15 protein-coding genes are annotated in these 16,003 nt (G+C 70.4%); 7 read left to right on the top strand and 8 right to left on the bottom strand.

Translation table 11 applies throughout. The features are described 5' to 3' along the window. Positions 1–77: 77 nt before the first annotated feature. Together AB0O24_RS08505 and AB0O24_RS08510 are read left to right on the top strand one after the other, a co-directional pair. A complete protein-coding gene (locus AB0O24_RS08505) occupies positions 78–668 on the top strand; it encodes a TetR/AcrR family transcriptional regulator (protein WP_363374036.1) in 591 nt (196 codons plus the stop codon). 33 nt (positions 669–701) lie between these two features. Beyond that, positions 702–3,335, top strand: coding sequence for a glycoside hydrolase family 78 protein (locus tag AB0O24_RS08510; protein ID WP_363374039.1), 2,634 nt, complete (start codon positions 702–704; stop codon positions 3,333–3,335). Here the strand turns inward: AB0O24_RS08510 and AB0O24_RS08515 are convergent. Then, positions 3,268–4,236, bottom strand: coding sequence for a LysR family transcriptional regulator (locus tag AB0O24_RS08515; protein ID WP_363374042.1), 969 nt, complete (start codon positions 4,234–4,236; stop codon positions 3,268–3,270). The two genes, AB0O24_RS08510 and AB0O24_RS08515, sit on opposite strands and share 68 nt — an antisense overlap. A gap of 125 nt (positions 4,237–4,361) precedes the next feature. Between AB0O24_RS08515 and AB0O24_RS08520 the strand changes: the two genes are divergently transcribed. From AB0O24_RS08520 to AB0O24_RS08535, 4 genes are read left to right on the top strand one after another with little or no spacing between them, the layout of a single operon-like run. Beyond that, the gene (locus AB0O24_RS08520; RefSeq protein ID WP_363374045.1) at positions 4,362–4,880 is read left to right on the top strand and encodes a quercetin 2,3-dioxygenase; all 519 of its coding nucleotides are present in this window, start codon (positions 4,362–4,364) and stop codon (positions 4,878–4,880) included. 4 nt (positions 4,881–4,884) lie between these two features. Further along, positions 4,885–5,682 (top strand): alpha/beta hydrolase, encoded by a 798-nt coding sequence (locus AB0O24_RS08525; protein ID WP_363374048.1) that lies wholly within the window; start codon positions 4,885–4,887, stop codon positions 5,680–5,682. After that, a complete protein-coding gene (locus tag AB0O24_RS08530) occupies positions 5,679–5,921 on the top strand; it encodes a hypothetical protein (protein WP_307384718.1) in 243 nt (80 codons plus the stop codon). The genes AB0O24_RS08525 and AB0O24_RS08530 overlap by 4 nt, the downstream gene beginning before the upstream one ends. 57 nt (positions 5,922–5,978) lie before the next feature. Further along, positions 5,979–6,152 carry a hypothetical protein gene (locus AB0O24_RS08535; RefSeq protein WP_363374051.1) on the top strand — a complete coding sequence of 58 codons (174 nt, stop codon included), beginning with the start codon at positions 5,979–5,981 and terminating at the stop codon, positions 6,150–6,152. 66 nt (positions 6,153–6,218) lie between these two features. Here AB0O24_RS08535 and AB0O24_RS08540 read toward each other — a convergent pair whose 3' ends face one another. From AB0O24_RS08540 to AB0O24_RS08565, 6 genes are all read right to left on the bottom strand, one after another. Further along, a complete protein-coding gene (locus tag AB0O24_RS08540) occupies positions 6,219–7,475 on the bottom strand; it encodes an alpha-hydroxy acid oxidase (protein WP_363374054.1) in 1,257 nt (418 codons plus the stop codon). A 67-nt stretch (positions 7,476–7,542) separates the two neighbouring features. Then, a complete protein-coding gene (locus AB0O24_RS08545) occupies positions 7,543–9,030 on the bottom strand; it encodes a rhamnulokinase family protein (RefSeq protein WP_363374056.1) in 1,488 nt (495 codons plus the stop codon). Continuing rightward, a complete protein-coding gene (locus AB0O24_RS08550) occupies positions 9,027–11,063 on the bottom strand; it encodes a bifunctional aldolase/short-chain dehydrogenase (protein ID WP_363374058.1) in 2,037 nt (678 codons plus the stop codon). Before AB0O24_RS08550 ends, AB0O24_RS08545 begins: the two co-directional genes overlap by 4 nt. A 27-nt stretch (positions 11,064–11,090) precedes the next feature. Further along, positions 11,091–12,407, bottom strand: a complete 1,317-nt coding sequence (locus tag AB0O24_RS08555; RefSeq protein WP_363374061.1) for an MFS transporter — start codon at positions 12,405–12,407, stop codon at positions 11,091–11,093. Further along, positions 12,407–13,573 (bottom strand): L-rhamnose isomerase, encoded by a 1,167-nt coding sequence (rhaI, locus tag AB0O24_RS08560; protein WP_307384708.1) that lies wholly within the window; start codon positions 13,571–13,573, stop codon positions 12,407–12,409. Before rhaI ends, AB0O24_RS08555 begins: the two co-directional genes overlap by 1 nt. Next, positions 13,570–13,974 carry an L-rhamnose mutarotase gene (locus tag AB0O24_RS08565; RefSeq protein WP_363374064.1) on the bottom strand — a complete coding sequence of 135 codons (405 nt, stop codon included), beginning with the start codon at positions 13,972–13,974 and terminating at the stop codon, positions 13,570–13,572. The genes rhaI and AB0O24_RS08565 overlap by 4 nt, the downstream gene beginning before the upstream one ends. Before the next feature lie 80 nt (positions 13,975–14,054). Between AB0O24_RS08565 and AB0O24_RS08570 the strand changes: the two genes are divergently transcribed. Then, positions 14,055–15,053, top strand: a complete 999-nt coding sequence (locus AB0O24_RS08570) for a LacI family DNA-binding transcriptional regulator (RefSeq protein WP_363374066.1) — start codon at positions 14,055–14,057, stop codon at positions 15,051–15,053. A gap of 104 nt (positions 15,054–15,157) precedes the next feature. Here the strand turns inward: AB0O24_RS08570 and AB0O24_RS08575 are convergent, their stop codons facing one another. Further along, positions 15,158–15,919 (bottom strand): integrase core domain-containing protein, encoded by a 762-nt coding sequence (locus tag AB0O24_RS08575; protein ID WP_363374069.1) that lies wholly within the window; start codon positions 15,917–15,919, stop codon positions 15,158–15,160. Positions 15,920–16,003 lie beyond the last annotated feature (84 nt).

The raw sequence follows: 16,003 nt of genomic DNA on the forward strand, positions 1-16,003 counted from the left end.
GAGTCGGGATGCGAGGACGGTAACACCGAAAATATGAAAGGTGCAATATTTTCGGCGAAAACTGTTACGGTGACTCCATGTCCGGACCACGGGGCCCCTACCGCAAGAGCGCGGAACGGCAATCGCAGATCCTCGACGCCGCCTTCGAGGTGTTCTCCCGATCCGGGTACAGCGCCAGCTCGGTGAACGAGATCGCCGCCGCCGTCGGCGTCACGCAGACCGCCGTCCTGCACCATTTCTCGGGCGGCAAGATCGCCCTCTTGCGCGCCGTCCTCGAACAGCGCGACCGCAGTGCCGAGCTCGAACTCGAGGGACTCGACGGTCGACGATTCCTGACCGAGCTGCTCGAGATTTCACGTCAGCAGGTGGGTCAGCGCGGCGTCGTACAGCTGTACACGATGCTCGCGGCCGAGGCCGTCGATCCCGCGCATCCCGCCCACGACTACTTCGCGCAGCGGTTCCTGCGCATCGCCGACGCCGTCGAAGCAGCTTTCCGCGCGGTCGGCGACGAGGGCGGCCTGCGCCCGGGTGTCGACCCGCGCCGTGCCGCGCTGTCGACGATGGCCTCCGTCGAAGGCGCGCAGCTCTTGTGGCTCAGCGGCCTCGACATCGACTTCGTCGAAGAGAGCCGCCGCACGATCAACGGCTTCCTCGTCGACCCGATCTGATCCTTCTCCCCTCACACTTCGCGAAGGAGCGACATGAGCGTTCGCGTGCGCCCGGTGACGATCGAGCATCACCGCCACCCTCTCGGTATCGGCGAGAGCCGACCCCGCCTCTCGTGGGTGACCGACACCGTCGAGGCGGGCTGGAAGCAGCGGGCGTACGAGCTCGAGCTGGTCCGCGACGATGATCCGGATGCCGTGTCGACGGGCCGCGTCGAGTCGATCGAGTCGGTGCTCGTCCAGTGGCCGTGGGAACCGCTCGAGAGCCGTGCCCGCGCCCGAGTGCGCGTGCGCGTGTGGGGTTCCGACGAGGGCCCCTCCGCGTGGAGCGAACCGACCGCCCTCGAGACGGGCCTGCTCGACTCGGAGCTGTGGATTGCTCGCGCCGTCGCGCCACTCGTCGACGAACCCGGCGACGACGGCGAACCCGCCTTCCTGCTGCGCGGCGACGTCCACCTCGACTCGCCCGTCGTGCGGGCACGGCTGCGAGCGACCGCGCTCGGCGTCATGACGCTGAGCATGAACGGACGCCCGGTCGGAGACGACGTGCTGCACCCCGGGTGGACGAGCTACCACCGGCGCCTGCGCTACCGCACGTGGGACGTCACCGACCTCGTGAACACCGGCGACAACGTCATCGGCGTGCACCTCGCCGACGGGTGGTGGCGCGGGTTCCTCGGGTTCGCCGGCCTCCGCGACGTCTACGGCTCGCGCACGGCCGCCTTCGTTCAGCTCGAGACCGAGCACGCCGATGGAACGCTCCGCGTCACCGGCTCCGACGAGACCTGGCGGTGGACCACGGGACCCGTCACCCGCGCCGACCTCTACATGGGCGAGACCTTCGACGCCCGCCGGGACATCGCCGAGTGGGATACGCCCGCGGTCTCGGCGGAGACCTGGGCGCCCGTCGAGCTCGTCGACCTCGACACCGCCACGCTCGTCGCCCCGACCGGTCCGCCCGTCGTGCGCGCGGACGCGATCCGGCCGGTCGAGATCTCGACCTCTCCGAGCGGCAGGACGCTCGTCGACTTCGGTCAGAACCTCGTCGGTCGCCTGCGCCTCCGCGTACCTGCGGCGCCCGCCGGCACGACCGTACGGGTGCGGCACGCGGAGGTGCTCGAGAACGGCGAGCTCGGGGTGCGACCGCTGCGCCGAGCGAGATCCACCGACGAGTTCATCAGCGCGGGCGCGGCTCGCGAGTGGGAGCCGTCGTTCACGCTCCACGGGTTCCGTTACGCCGAGGTCGAGGGATGGCCGGGCGAGCTCACGGTCGACGATCTCGAAGCCGTCGTGATCCACACCGACCTGCGTCGGGTCGGGGAGTTCGCGGCATCCGATCCCCTCCTCGACCGACTGCACGAGAACGTCGTGTGGGGCATGCGAGGCAACTTCGTCGATGTGCCGACGGACTGTCCGCAGCGCGACGAGCGCCTGGGGTGGACAGGCGACCTGCAGGTCTTCGCCCCCGCCGCGTCGTACCTGTACGACACCGCCGGCATGCTCACCGGCTGGCTCGCCGACCTCGCGGCCGACCAGCACCCCGACGGCAACGTTCCCGTGTACGTCCCGTGGGCCGACATCGACCCGCACCTGCCTCCGCTCGGCGCCGAGGCGGGGTGGGGCGACGCGGCGACCGTCGTGCCGTGGGTGATGTACGAGAGGTACGGCGACGAGGGCATCGTCGATGCGCAGTGGGCCTCGATGACAGCCTGGGTCGACGCCTTCGCCCGACGCGCGGGCGACGAGATCGACTTCGCGAGCGGTGGCTTCTCCTTCGGCGACTGGCTGGATGCCGCTGCCCCCGACGATGCTCCGTGGGCGGCGCGCCTGCCCTGGCAGGCGGTGGCGACCGCATACCTCGCACGGTCCGCGCGAATCGTGCGCGATGCGGCGCGCCTGCGCGGCGACGCCGAGGCCGAGCTCCGCTACGGCGCCCTGGCGGATCACGCTGCCGAGCGGTATCGCACGGAATTCGTCACCCCGTCGGGCCGGGCCGCCTTCCCCTCGCAGACGGCGTACGCCCTCGGCATCCGGTTCGATCTGCTCTCCCCCACCCAGCGCGCGCACGCCGGTGAGCTGCTCGCCGCGCAGGTGGCCGCCGACGGGTTCCGCATCGGGTCGGGCTTCCTCGGCACGCCGCTCGTGTGCGACGCCCTCGTCGACACGGCACAGGATGCCACCGCGTGGAAGCTTCTCCTGCAGCGGGAGTGCCCGTCATGGCTGTACGCGGTGACGATGGGCGCGACCACGATCTGGGAGCGCTGGAACTCGATGCTCCCCGACGGATCGATCAACCCGGGCGACATGACCTCGTTCAACCACTACGCCTTCGGGGCCGTCGCCGACTTCCTGCACCGCCGCGTCGCGGGACTCGCGCCGGCCGCTGCGGGGTATCGGCGCCTTCTCGTCGCCCCCGTCCCGACCCCCGAGCTGGAGTGGGTACGGGCCTCGCACGACACGCCCTACGGGCGTGCGGCGATCTCGTGGACGCTCGAGGACGGGACGTTCTCGCTCGAGCTCACGGTCCCGGCGTCGTCGACCGCCGAGATCCACCTCCCCGACGGGTCGGAGCCGTTCGAGGTCGCCACCGGCGTGCACCGTTTCACGTGTCGGTGGGAGCAGGGAGCGGTCGCTCAGGCGGCAGCGGCGTTCGCGCACGATCCGGCCTGACGCCCCCGGCGGCTCCTCGCCGCGCCACGTCTTCCGCGACTCGCTCGAGGAGCACCGTCTCGGGCCGAGCCGGACTCTCGGCGCGGATGGCAAGGACTTCCGCCGGGGCGATGTCGTCGATCTCGATGTAGGCCAGGCCGGCGCGCCCGTAGTGGGTCGCCGCCGACGCGGTCGCGATGTTGACCCCGACGCCCGCGACGCAGAACTCCATCAGCCCCTCGACCGCGTCGGCGACGGCGGTGACGCGCGGTGTCGACCCGTCGGGCCGGGGGTCGACGAGCCACCACGCCCGTGCGGCGTTGCGAGCGGTGACCGGCACGACGAACCCGAGATCGTTCGTCTCGTCGATCGACACGTGCGAGCGCGTGGCGAGCGGGTGGTCGTCGCGGAGGACGAGGACCCGGGGCTCGGTGGCCAACGTCGTGCTCACCAGGCGGGGGTTCTCAGGCGCCGGGCCGAGTGTGAGGGCGAGGTCGACGCCCCCATCGATCACGGCTCGTTCCACCTCGGCGAACCCCAGGCTGCGGAGTTCCAGACGCAGCTCCGGATGCCGCTGCAGCGTCTCCGCGATGATAACGCTGGTCAGGAGGCCGGCACCCGTCGCGACGATGCCGACCTTCAGAGGAGCCGAAGGTTCGGCTTGGGCACGCACCCACCTCTCGACGCCGGTGTGAGCGGCGACGACGTTGCGCGCGAGCGGAAGGAGTTCGAGCCCCGCCGGGGTCAGGTGCACGGCGCGTGGGCTGCGGACGAACAGACGCTGGCCCACCTGCGCTTCGAGCCGGGCGATCTGCTGACTGAGCGAGGGAGGGCTGATGTGCAGCTTCTCGGCGGTGCGGGCGAAGTGCAGCTCGTCGGCGAGCGCGACGAAGTACGTCAGCGCGGCCGCCGAGATGTCCATGTCTTCACGCTAACGCCCGACCGGCGTTAGGCACAGCCTCATGTCCGTTCGTCAGGTCGTACTGGTGAACGGGCGCGCGCGCCCGCACAGTGGGAGGGTCCGACGACGTACCCCGGAGGTTCCCCATGTCGCTCAGCGCCCTGCCCACCCAGCCCGCTCCGTACTTCCTCGGGGCCGCCGAGGGCGACAAGCTCGTGATGTTCGACCAGCTGTTCACCCTGCTGGCGACCGCGGCTCAGACCGAGCGTGAGTTCGATTCGTTCCTGACCGAGGGACGCCCCGGTCAGCCCGTGCCGGCGCACTTCCACGCCCTCACCCACGAGACCTTCTTCGTGCTCGAAGGGGCGATCCGACTCTGGGTCGACGACCAGAACGGTCACCGCGAGACCCGCATCCTCGAGGCCGGCGACTTCGGCTACGTGCCCAAGAACACGATCCACTCGTACCGCATCGAACGCACCGGCAAGGTCTTCGGCGTGACGTCCGGCGGGTTCAGTGACTTCTTCCGCGCCGTGGGCCGCTCCACCGACACCGCCGGCATCCCCGAGCCCGCCGACTTCCACATCCCCGACTTCGCCGTCATGGCGGCCGAAGGAGCGCGGCACGACGTCAACTTCGTCGCCGGATACGAGTTGTTCGACTGAGCCCGTGGCATCCGAAACTCCGCGCGTCGACCGCGATCTCGTCTTCGCGACCGTCCCCGGCTTCCGCCCCCTGACCCTCGACCTGCACCGTCCCGACGGTCCAGGCCCCTTTCCCGTCGTGGTGTTCGTCCACGGCGGCGGGTGGATGGTCGGCAGTCGGCGCACGTTCTGCTTCTTCCCCGCCGACGAGACGTTCGGACGCCTCGTCGCCGAGGGCTGGGCGGTCGCCTCGGTCGACTACCGCCTCTCGGGCGAGGCGGTGTTCCCCGCGCCGCTCGACGACGTGCGCGCGGCGTTGCAGTGGGTGATCGCCGAGGCGTCGACCTACGACCTCGACCCCGACGCCGTCGCGGTGTGGGGAGAATCGGCCGGCGGGCAGCTCGCCGCCCTGCTCGCGCTCGACCCCGGCACCGCCGTCCGCGCGGCCGTCGACTGGTACGGGCCGAGCGACCTCGCCGACGTTCCTCCCGCCCCGACCCCGGCCGGTCCTCCGAGCCGCGAGGCGCGCCTCCTGGGCGTCGAGCCGACGGACGATCCGGATGCCACCCGCGCGGCCTCTCCTCTGCATCACGCGCACGCGGGGGCACCGCCGTTCCTGCTGGCCCACGGTCTCGACGACCGGGCGATCCCGCACCGGCACAGCGAGCGCCTCGCCGCCGCCCTGCGCGACGCGGGCGTCGAGGTCGAGCTCCAGCTCGTTCCCGGCGCCGGGCACATCTGGTCGGGACTCGACGACAGCGCGACGGTGATGGACCCGGCCGTGGCGTTCCTACACCGCGTGTTGGGCCGCCCGAGACGATGACCGGTGCGTCCCCGCCCAGCGTCCACGTCCGCGCCGCGTTGACCTGGTGCGCGATCTTCCCGCTCGTGACCCTGGGGTCGCTCGCCCTCGAGCCGATTGCCGGAGGCTGGCATCCGGTCCTGCGGACGTTCGTGCTCACCCTCGTCGTCGTGCCGCTCGCCGTCTACGTGGTGGTCCCGCAACTGCTGCGTGCGCAGGGAGCGTGGGCGCGACGACGTGCTCGGGGCGATGCGGGCTGACGCCTCTCGCCCACGTTCGAGAACCTGCCACTGCCCGACCACGTCGCGGTCGACCCCTTGTGGCCGCTCGGCGACAGCGCTCCCCTCGCGTACACCGCCCTGCCGCACGCGGCCGCGACGTACCAGGTCGATTCCGCTCGGCCCCTGCACTCCTCGTGCACGGGCCTCGACCCGCGGCTCGTGTACGGCGACCTCCTCGCGCGCCTGCGTCTCGCACGGCGCAACCGCTGAGCGCCGACGACGCCGACGACGAACCCCCGGCACCCGAGAGGGCGCCGGGGGTTCTGTGCGACAGCGTCAGACGTGCGCCTCGACCCCCTGACCCGCGACCGGCACCAGCCGCGTGAGCTGCGTGACGTGGCGCGGCTCGAGTTCGGCGAGCGACGAGACGCCGAGCAGCGCCATCGTGCGCTCGATCTCGCTGCGCAGGATCGCGATCGTGCGATCCACGCCCTCGCGGCCGCCGGCCATCAGGCCGTAGAGGTACGCGCGCCCGATGAGGGTGAACTTCGCGCCCAGGGCGATGGATGCCACGATGTCGGCGCCGTTCATGATGCCGGTGTCGATCATGACCGTGGCGTCCTTGCCGACCTCGCGCACGACGTGCGGGAGCAGGCGGAACGGGATCGGCGCGCGGTCGAGCTGACGCCCGCCGTGGTTCGAGAGCACGATGCCGTCGACGCCGAGGTCGACCAGGCGCGCGGCATCCTGGACGTTCTGCACGCCCTTCACGACGAGCTTGCCCGGCCACATGCCGCGGATGACATCGAGGTCCTCGTAGCTGATCGTCGGGTCCATCGCCGCGTTCAACAGCTCACCCACCGTGCCGCCGGTGGTGCTGAGCGAGGCGAACTCGAGCTTGGGCGTGGTGAGGAAGTCGTACCACCACCACGGACGCGGGATCGCGTTGACGATCGTGCCGAGCGTCAGCTGCGGCGGGATCGAGAAGCCGTTGCGCTTGTCACGCAGACGGGCGCCGGCGATCGGGGTGTCGACCGTGAACTGCAGGGTGTCGAACCCGGCCTTGGCCGCGCGCTCGACGAGGCCGTAGGAGATCTCGCGCTGCTTCATCACGTACAGCTGGAACCAGTTTCGGCCGACGGGGTTCGCGGCCTTCACACCCTCGATCGAGGTCGTGCCGAGCGTCGACAGGGTGAAGGGGATGCCGGCAGCCGCCGCCGCCGAGGCTCCCGCGGTCTCGCCCTCGGTCTGCATCAGACGCGTGAAGCCGGTGGGCGCGATGCCGAAAGGCAGGGCCGAGGGGCCGCCGAGGATCTCGCACGAGGTGTCGACCTCGTTCGCGGGACGCAGGATGTCGGGGTGGAACTCGACGTCCTCGAACGCGCGGCGTGCGCGATCGAGCGACAGCTCGCCCTCGGCGGCGCCGTCGGTGTAGTCGAAGGCCGCCTTGGGAGTGCGCCGCTTCGCGATCGTGCGGAGGTCGTTGATCGTCAGCGCCGCGTCCAGGCGACGCTTGCGCGCGTCGAGCTCGGGCTTCTTGAACTGCATGAGCTCGAGGAGCTCGCCGACTTTGGGGAGCTGTCGCTGCACCATGGGTGTCTCGCTTTCGTGTGGTCTGACCACAGCATAGGGCCTGACGGGGTGCCCGCGGGCCGGGTTTTCAGGAGCGGGGATCGAATCTCACCGCGGGGAAGGCGGATGCCACGCGGACGCGCAGATCCTCGAGGGACGCGTCGGTCCCGAAACAGCCGAGGGCACGCGCCTGGACGAGGACGTTGCCGAGAGCCGTCGCCTCGACCGGCCCCGCGAGCACCGGCAGTCCGCTGCGGTCCGCGGTCGCCTGACACAGCAGCGCGTTGAGCGCGCCGCCGCCGACGAGGTGCACCACGTCGATCTCGCGACCGGCGAGCTCTCCCGCCGTGCGCAGCGTCCGCGCGAAGGCATTGGCGATGCTCTCGACGATGACCCGCGCGAAGGCCGCTCGCTCGTCGGGGCCGGGTTCCGGCATCCCGAGCAGGGCCGCGATGCGCGCCGGCATGTCGCCCGGGGCGGCGAGCGAGGCGTCGTCGGCGTCGAACAGCCGTTCGGGCACCGGCTCCGCCGAGGCGGCGGCCAGCAGCGCGGGCAAGTCGACCGGCGCGCCATCGCGCTCCGACCACGCGCGCACCGTCTCGCTCAGCAGCCACAGCCCGGTGACGTTGTGGAGGAACCGCACGCGCCCGTCGACGCCGCCCTCGTTCGTGAAGTTCGCCGCGCGCGCGGCATCCGTCACGATCGGTTCCGCGACCTCGAGCCCCACGAGACCCCACGTGCCGCACGAGATGTAGGCCGCGTCGGGCGATGAGAGCGGAACCGCCACGATCGCCGACGCCGTGTCGTGCGAGCCCACCGCGATCACCGGGACATCGCTCAGCCCCCGCGCGCGCCCGATGGTCTCCCCGGGATCGACCAGCGGCGGCAGGACACGCGGAGGTATGCCGAGCGCCTCGGCGAGCGCGAGATCCCACTGCCGCGTGCGCGCGTCGAGGAGTCCCGTGGTCGAGGCGTTCGTGCGTTCGGCGACGCGCCGCCCGGTGAGCCGCTCCGCGAGGAGGTCGGGGATGAGCAGGCTCGTCTCCGCCTCGGCCACGAGGGCGTCGGCCGCGTACTGGTACACCGTGTTGAAGGGCAGGAACTGCAGACCGTTGCGACGGTACAACTCCTCGAACGGGACGATGCCGTGCACCGCGTCGACCCCGCGCGCCGTGCGTTCGTCGCGGTAGTGGAACGGCTCGGCGACGAGCCCTCCGTCGCGCGAGAGGAGCCCGTAGTCCACGGCCCACGAGTCGATGCCGACGCTCTCGATGCCGGGTTCGCGACGGAGCGCCTCGGCGAGGCCCTCGCGGACGTGATTCCAGAGCGCCTCGACGTCCCAGTGCCAGCCGTCGGCCCGCTCGACCGGACCGTTCGGGAAACGGGCGACCTGCTCGAGTTCGAGCACGTCGTCGCCGACGCGTCCGATCATTACGCGGCCGCTCGTGGCGCCGAGGTCGACGGCGGCGACGGCGGCGACGGCGCGGATGCCGCGGACAGCGCCGGGCACGGCCGCAGCACCCGGTTCGGCGGCGCCGGGGTCGGCCGCCGAACCGGGTGCCGACGTCCCGCTCATCGCAGGAACGCCGCGGCGACGCCCGAGTCCACCGGGATGTGCAGACCCGTCGTGCGCGAGAGCTCGGGGCCCGTGAGCACGTACACCGCGTCGGCGACGTTCTCGGGCACGACCTCGCGCTTGAGGATCGTGCGGTTGGCGTAGAACTGGCCGAGATCCTTCTCGTCGACGCCGTAGGTGGCGGCGCGGTTCGCGCCCCAGCCCGCGGCGAAGATGCCGGAGCCGCGCACCACACCGTCGGGGTTGATGCCGTTCACGCGCACGCCGTGCTCGCCGAGCTCGACCGCCAGCAGGCGGACCTGGTGGGCTTGATCGGCCTTCGTCGCGGAGTACGCGATGTTGTTCGGGCCGGCGAAGACGCTGTTCTTCGACGAGATGTAGATGACATCTCCGCCCATCCCCTGCTCGATGAGCGCCTTGGCCGCGGCCTTCGACACGAGGAACGAGCCCTTCGCCATGACGTCGTGCTGCAGGTCCCAGTCCTTCTCCGTGGTCTCGAGCAGCGGCTTCGAAAGCGAGAGTCCGGCGTTGTTGACGACGAGGTCGATGCCGCCGAACGCCAGGAGCGTCGCGTCGATCGCGGCCTGCACGCCCTCGGCATCCGCGACGTTCGCCGCGACGCCGATTGCGACGTCGGTGCCGCCCAGCTCGGCGGCCGCGGCCTGCGCCTTTGCGAGGTCGAGGTCGGCGACGACGACGCACGCCCCCTCCGCGGCGAGGCGGGTCGCGATGGCCTTGCCGATTCCGGATGCCGCCCCCGTGACGAACGCGATGCGTCCCTGGTGCGTCTTGGGCTTCGGCATGCGCTGGAGCTTCGCCTCCTCGAGCGCCCAGTATTCGATGCGGAACTTCTCGGCATCCGAGATCGGCGCGTAGGTCGAGAGGGCCTCGGCGCCGCGCATGACGTTGATCGCGTTGACGTAGAACTCGCCCGCCACGCGCGCGGTCTGCTTGTTCGCGCCGTACGAGAACATGCCGACGCCCGGCACGAGCACGATGAGCGGGTCGGCGCCGCGGATCGCGGGGCTATCGGCATCCGCGTGCGCGTCGTAGTACGCCTGGTAGTCGGCGCGGTACTCCGCGTGCAGTTCCTTGAGGCGCGCGATCGCGTCCTCCACCGAGGCGTCGGCGGGGAGGTCGAGGATCAGCGGCTTGACCTTGGTGCGCAGGAAGTGATCGGGGCAGCTCGTGCCGAGCGCGGCGAGGGCGGGTGCCTTCTCGGATGCCAAGAAGTCGAGCACCACGTCGGAATCGGTGAAGTGCCCGACCATGGGCTTGTCGGTCGAGGCGAGCCCGCGGATCGTCGGGGCGAGCGCCGCCGCCTTGGCCCGACGCGCGTCCTCCGGCAGGGCGGCGAAGCCGTCGCGCACCCCGCCGAACGGCTCGGCCGCGCCGTGCTCGTCGATGTAGGCCTGCGCGGTGTCGATGATCCAGAGGCTGTTGCGCTCGGCTTCCTCGGAGGTGTCGCCCCACGCGGTGATGCCGTGCCCACCGAGGATCGTGCCGATCGCCTGGGGGTTCTTCTCTTTGATCGCGGCAATGTCGAGGCCCAGCTGGAACCCCGGACGGCGCCACGGCACCCACACGACCTTGTCGCCGAAGATGGTCGTCGTCAGCTCCTCGCCGTCGGCGGCGGTCGCGATCGCGATGCCCGCGTCGGGGTGCAGGTGGTCGACGTGCGCGGCATCCACGAGTCCGTGCATCGCGGTGTCGATCGAAGGCGCCGCACCGCCCTTGCCGTGGAGGCAGTAGTCGAACGCGGCCACCATCTCGTCCTCGCGGTCGATACCGGGGTACACGTCGACGAGAGCGCGCATCCGGTCGAGCCGCAGCACGGCGAGCCCCTTCTCGGTCAGGGTGCCGAGATCGCCGCCCGAGCCCTTGACCCACAGCAGCTCGACCGGCTCGCCGGTGACGGGGTCGATGTCGGTGCCCTTGGCGGAGGTGTTTCCGCCGGCGTAGTTGGTGACCTTGGGGTCGGAGCCGAGGCGGTTGCTGCGCGCGACGAGGTCGGCGGCGGTGGAGCTGGTCATGAGAGGTGTCCTCCTGGGTGAGAGCGATCAGAGGTTCGGGGGTACCGGCGTGGACAGGGGCACGTTCGCGCCGTAGCGCTCCCGCTCGATCTCATCGAGCGACTTGCCCTCGGTCTTCGGCGCCCAGACGGTGCCGATGAGCATCGCCGCCACGAGCAGAGCGAGGATGATGAGCCCGAGCACGGCCAGTCCGGTCTGGGCGAGCAGGATGGGGAAGACGAGGCTCAGCAGACCCACCATCACGCGGGCGAGCATGAACAGCACGCCCTGCGCACTGGCCCGGTAGCGGGTGGCGAACAGCTCGGCTGTCCACAGTCCGTAGAACGCCTGCGCGCCGAGGCCCGCAGAGACACCCCACGCCACCGCGAAGAACAGCAACGAGCCGATTCCCGGCGGAGCGTAGATGAGCACCACCCAGGCGACGACGCCGAGCGCCGCTCCCCCGAAGTAGAGCCAGCGACGCTTCACCCGGTCGCCGTACCGCATGAAGCCGAAGTATGTGGCGGCGGCCGTCAGCGTCCAGACGAGGACCTGCAGGAGGTTCTGCTGCACGGGATCGTGCAGCCCCGACGCGTCGTAGACGCGCGGCTGGAAGATGCCGGCCTGCCCGGCGACCGTGTTCCACAGGCCGTAGACCCCGAGCAGGAACAGCAGGGCGGTCCAGTTCTTCCGCTCCCGCAGGAGCCCCGCGAGGCCGCTGAAGAACGAGATCCGCTCCCCCGCGCTCGTCGCGGCCGCGCGCTGCTCCTTCCAGCGGCGAGACTCCGGCAAGCCGCGGCGCACCCACCACGTGACGGCGGCGATGACGAAGAGGTGGAGGAAGATCAGTCGCGATCCCCACAGGCCGAGGGGTGCGACCACCACAGCGAGGAGGAAGCCGACGGCCGGTCCGATCGACCAGGCCAACTGGGCCGTGCCGACGTGCGCCGCGCGGTGCTCGCTGGGAGCTTCTTCGGCGATGTAGGTCCAGGATGCCGGCACCCCGGCGCCGACGGCGATGCCCATGAGGATCACACCCGCGAGCAGCATCCCGACATTCGCCGAGAACGTCACCAGCAGGGCGCCGAGCATGAACACGATGAGGTCGTACGTGTAGATGAACTTCCGACCCAGGCGGTCGCACAGCGGACCGCCGATCGCGGCGCCGATGGCCGAGCCGAACGCGTTGGCCGACAGGGCAGCGATGACGCCGACAACGCCGTCGTCGAAGCCGAACGACTCCTGCCAGAGGGTCAGGCTCGTGGCGAGCGCGATGATGGCGCCCGCCTCGATGTAGTTCGACATGGCGACCGCGATGGTGGCCTTCCACGCCGACAGCGGACGCTTCGTGTTCGTCGTCGTCATCACGCGCCCCAGCCCGCCTGCGTGCCGCCGACGCGCTCGGCGGCGATGCGGGGCAGGTAGCCGGATGCCGCGAACGCAGCCATCGGGTCGGCAGGGAGGCCCCGCGACTCGCGCCACTCGGCGAGCGCGGGACGTACGTCGGTGTAGAAGGCGTCCATCAGCACCGCGTTGGCGCCGAGCACGTCGTTCGCCTGCTGCGCGGCATCCAGAGCGTCGCGGTCGAGGAGGAGCGCCCGCGCCGTCATCTCCTGGACGTTGAGCACCGAGCGGATCTGCCCGGGGATCTTGTCCTCGATGTTGTGGCACTGGTCGAGCATGAAGGCCACGTCGGGGTTGTTGAGGCCCCCGCCGCGCACGACCTCGACGAGGATGCGGAACAGCTGGAACGGGTCAGCCGCGCCCACAATGAGGTCGTCGTCGGCGTAGAAGCGCGAGTTGAAGTCGAACGAGCCGAGCTTTCCGAGACGCAGGAGCTGCATGACGATGAACTCGATGTTGGTGCCGGGCGCGTGGTGGCCCGTGTCGAGGCACACCATCGCCTTGTCGCCGAGAGAGGCGACCTGCGCGTACGAGGTACCCCAGTCGGGAACGTCGGTGTGGTAAAACGACGGCTCGAAGAACTTGTACTCGAGCACGAGACGCTGGTCGTCGCCGAGGCGCTCGTAGATCTGCTGCAGCGAGTCCTGCAGGCGGTCCTGACGCCCGCGCATGTCGTTCTGGCCGGGGTAGTTCGAGCCCTCGGCGAGCCAGATCTTCAGGTCGCGCGAGCCCGTGGCATCCATCACGTCGATGCACTCGAGGTGGTGGTCGATGGCCTTGCGGCGGATGCGCTCGTCGTGGTGCGTGAGGGCGCCGAACTTGTAGTCCTCGTCCTGGAAGGTGTTCGAGTTGACGGTGCCGAGCTTCACGCCGAGATCTTCGGCGTGACGGCGGAGCGCCGTGTAGTCGTCGACGAGGTCCCACGGGATGTGCAGGGCCACCGTGGGGGCGAGCGCGGTCAGGCGGTTGACCTCGGCGGCATCCGCGATCTTCTCGAACGGGTCGCGTGGGGTCCCGGCGGTGGGGAACACGCGGAAACGCGTGCCGGAGTTACCGAACGCCCAGGAGGGCAGCTCGATGGCCTGGGCTTCGAGGGCCGAGAGGATCTCGGGAGACAGCGTTGTCATGAACGGGTGCTTTCGATCGGGGCGGATGCCGTGGAGTCGGTGCTCGCGGTGCCGTCGACATCGGCGAGCTGGTCGGCGAGGTGGAACACCTCGGTGAGGGCGGTGGCCGCCTGGTCGGGGCGGCCGTCGAGGCCTTCGAAGTAGGGAGCCATCTCGGCCTCCCACGCGGCGGCGATCGGAGAGGCAGCGAGGTAGGCCTGAGCCGCGGCGTCGTCGTCGGTCTCGTAGTAGCCGATGAGGCGACCGCGCTCGCCGAGGAACAGCGAGTAGTTGCGGCGTCCGGCGGCGGCGATCTCAGCGAGCATGTCGGCGCGGACCGGAGTGTGCCGGGCGATGTACTCGTCGATCAGCTCGGGTCTCACGCGGAGTTCGAAACAGACGCGCGTGGTCTGTGCGGACATCAGGTTCTCTCCTTCGAGAATGAATCGTTTCACGACACGCTAGCACGATGCTCCGACGCGTGCGATATCGTCGTCAAATCATGGCGGTCAAAATCAAAGACGTCGCCGCGCACGCCGGCGTCTCGGTGGGCACCGTCTCGAATGTGCTCAACGCCCGCGACACGGTGTCCCCGGGAGTCGTCGAGCGTGTCCGCGCCTCGATCGACGCCCTCGGCTACGTGCGCAACGACGCCGCGCGCCAGCTGCGCGCCGGCCGGAGCCGCGCGATCGCGCTGATCGTGCTCGATGTCGGCAACCCGTTCTTCGCCGCCGTCGCCCGCGGTGCCGAAGCGCGCGCCGCCGCCGACGGATACGTCGTCCTCCTCGGGTCCAGCGGGGCCGACGCCGACCAGGAACGCCTGTACCTCGACCAGTTCCGCGAGCAGCGCGTCGCCGGGGTCCTCCTCACCCCGGCCGATGCCGGCGGAGACGTCGTGGAGCATCTCGCGGCCGCCGGCATCCCGGTCGTCCTCGTTGACGAGCAGACCGCCGGAGACGACGTCTGCACGGTGTCGGTCGACGACGTCGAGGGCGGATACCTCGCTGTGGCGCACCTCCTCTCCCGGGGACGCCGCCGCATCGCGTTCGTCGCCGGCCCGCTCACGACCCGCCAGGTCGCCGACCGTCTCGCGGGGGCCCGTCGCGCGGTCGCCGAGGTCGACGGCGCGTCCCTCGAGGTCATCGAGACGGATGCCATGACCGTCCTCGCCGGCCGCGCCGCCGGCGAGGGTCTTCGCGAACGCTCCGACCGTCCCGACGCGGTCTTCGCCGCGAACGACCTGCTCGCCGTGGGTGTCCTGCAGGCGTTGACCATGCTCGGCGATATCCGCGTGCCCGACGACATCGCCCTCGTCGGCTACGACGACATCGACTTCGCCGCAGCGACCGTCGTGCCCCTCACCTCGGTGCGCCAGCCCGCCGAGGCCCTGGGCTCGACCGCGGTCGACCTGCTGCTGCGCCAACTCGACGGCGGCGTCGATCCGGAAGGACGGCGGGTGCGGTTCCAGCCGGAGCTGGTCGTGCGGGCGTCGAGCGGGTAGGCGCCGCACCGGTCCGAGGCCCGGCGCCGTCGAGTGTCCAGAACACCCGGACACTTCCCGGCGACGTCCGTGTGATGTCTCAGGACATCGGTGACAGTTCTGCATCAGGACATCGGTGACGGTTGGTGTATCAGGACATCGGTGACGCTTTGGGTTTGGTTTGGTGGTGTTGGGGGCGACCATTGCCGACGTAGAGGGTGCCTTTGGGTGGTCTGCGGAAGGTGATCAGGTGTGTGCCGTTGTTGTCGAAGATGTCGACGGTGGTGTTGTTCCAGGTCGCGTGGACGGTGGTGCCGGCGTGGGCTTTGCCGATCATGTATCGGGTGCTGTGGATGGTGATCGCTCCGGCTCGTGTGACGGTTCGGGTGTGTTGGCCGGTGTCGTTTGCGGCGGGTGTGTCGGATGCGGGTCGAGGGCGGGGAGGGTGTGCGGGGGCGGTGGCGTTCCAGGCTTGTTGGGGGGGTGAGCCGGCCGGGGAGGGCTTGGTGGGGGCGTTCGGTGTTGTAGATGCGGTCGAACGCGTCGACGTGCTGCTGGAGGTCGTCGAGGGTGTCGGCGAGGGGCTGTTTGTCGAGGAACCGGAACAGGGTCTGATGGAACCGTTCGTTCTTGCCCTGGGTGGTCGGTTTGTAGGGCTTACCGGTGATGGCGAGGACACCGAGCGCGGTGACGTGGGTGACGAGCTTGCCGGTCATGCCGCGTCGCGTGGGGTTCAACGCGGCGCCGTTGTCGCTGAGCAGGCGTTGCGGGACGCCGTGAGCGGCGATGGCCTTGTCCATCACCGTGATCGCTGCGTCCGCGGTCTCCGCCCAAGACACGTGGGAGGCCAGGGCCAGGCGTGAGTGGTCGTCGATGGAGCCTGTCAAGTTGTGTGTGTAAGTGGGTGGTGTCTCGGGGGTTAGAGGTAGCGGTGGATGCGTTCGGGGTAGACGAGGGAGAGTTGTTCGAGG

Origin of the sequence: Microbacterium sp. NPDC086615 (assembly GCF_040686055.1) — a bacterium.
In the GTDB taxonomy this organism is placed as follows: Bacteria; Actinomycetota; Actinomycetes; order Actinomycetales; family Microbacteriaceae; genus Microbacterium.

Excerpts from the sequence above, each read along its gene's own strand:
- AB0O24_RS08530 (WP_307384718.1), top strand. The coding sequence starts at position 5,679 with ATGACCGGTGCGTCCCCGCCCAGCGTCCACGTCCGCGCCGCGTTGACC.
- rhaI (WP_307384708.1), bottom strand. The coding sequence starts at position 13,573 with ATGACAACGCTGTCTCCCGAGATCCTCTCGGCCCTCGAAGCCCAGGCC.
- AB0O24_RS08505 (WP_363374036.1), top strand. The coding sequence starts at position 78 with ATGTCCGGACCACGGGGCCCCTACCGCAAGAGCGCGGAACGGCAATCG.
- AB0O24_RS08515 (WP_363374042.1), bottom strand. The coding sequence starts at position 4,236 with ATGGACATCTCGGCGGCCGCGCTGACGTACTTCGTCGCGCTCGCCGAC.
- AB0O24_RS08550 (WP_363374058.1), bottom strand. The coding sequence starts at position 11,063 with ATGACCAGCTCCACCGCCGCCGACCTCGTCGCGCGCAGCAACCGCCTC.
- AB0O24_RS08540 (WP_363374054.1), bottom strand. The coding sequence starts at position 7,475 with ATGGTGCAGCGACAGCTCCCCAAAGTCGGCGAGCTCCTCGAGCTCATG.
- AB0O24_RS08565 (WP_363374064.1), bottom strand. The coding sequence starts at position 13,974 with ATGTCCGCACAGACCACGCGCGTCTGTTTCGAACTCCGCGTGAGACCC.
- AB0O24_RS08570 (WP_363374066.1), top strand. The coding sequence starts at position 14,055 with ATGGCGGTCAAAATCAAAGACGTCGCCGCGCACGCCGGCGTCTCGGTG.
- AB0O24_RS08520 (WP_363374045.1), top strand. The coding sequence starts at position 4,362 with ATGTCGCTCAGCGCCCTGCCCACCCAGCCCGCTCCGTACTTCCTCGGG.
- AB0O24_RS08545 (WP_363374056.1), bottom strand. The coding sequence starts at position 9,030 with ATGAGCGGGACGTCGGCACCCGGTTCGGCGGCCGACCCCGGCGCCGCC.
- AB0O24_RS08510 (WP_363374039.1), top strand. The coding sequence starts at position 702 with ATGAGCGTTCGCGTGCGCCCGGTGACGATCGAGCATCACCGCCACCCT.
- AB0O24_RS08555 (WP_363374061.1), bottom strand. The coding sequence starts at position 12,407 with ATGACGACGACGAACACGAAGCGTCCGCTGTCGGCGTGGAAGGCCACC.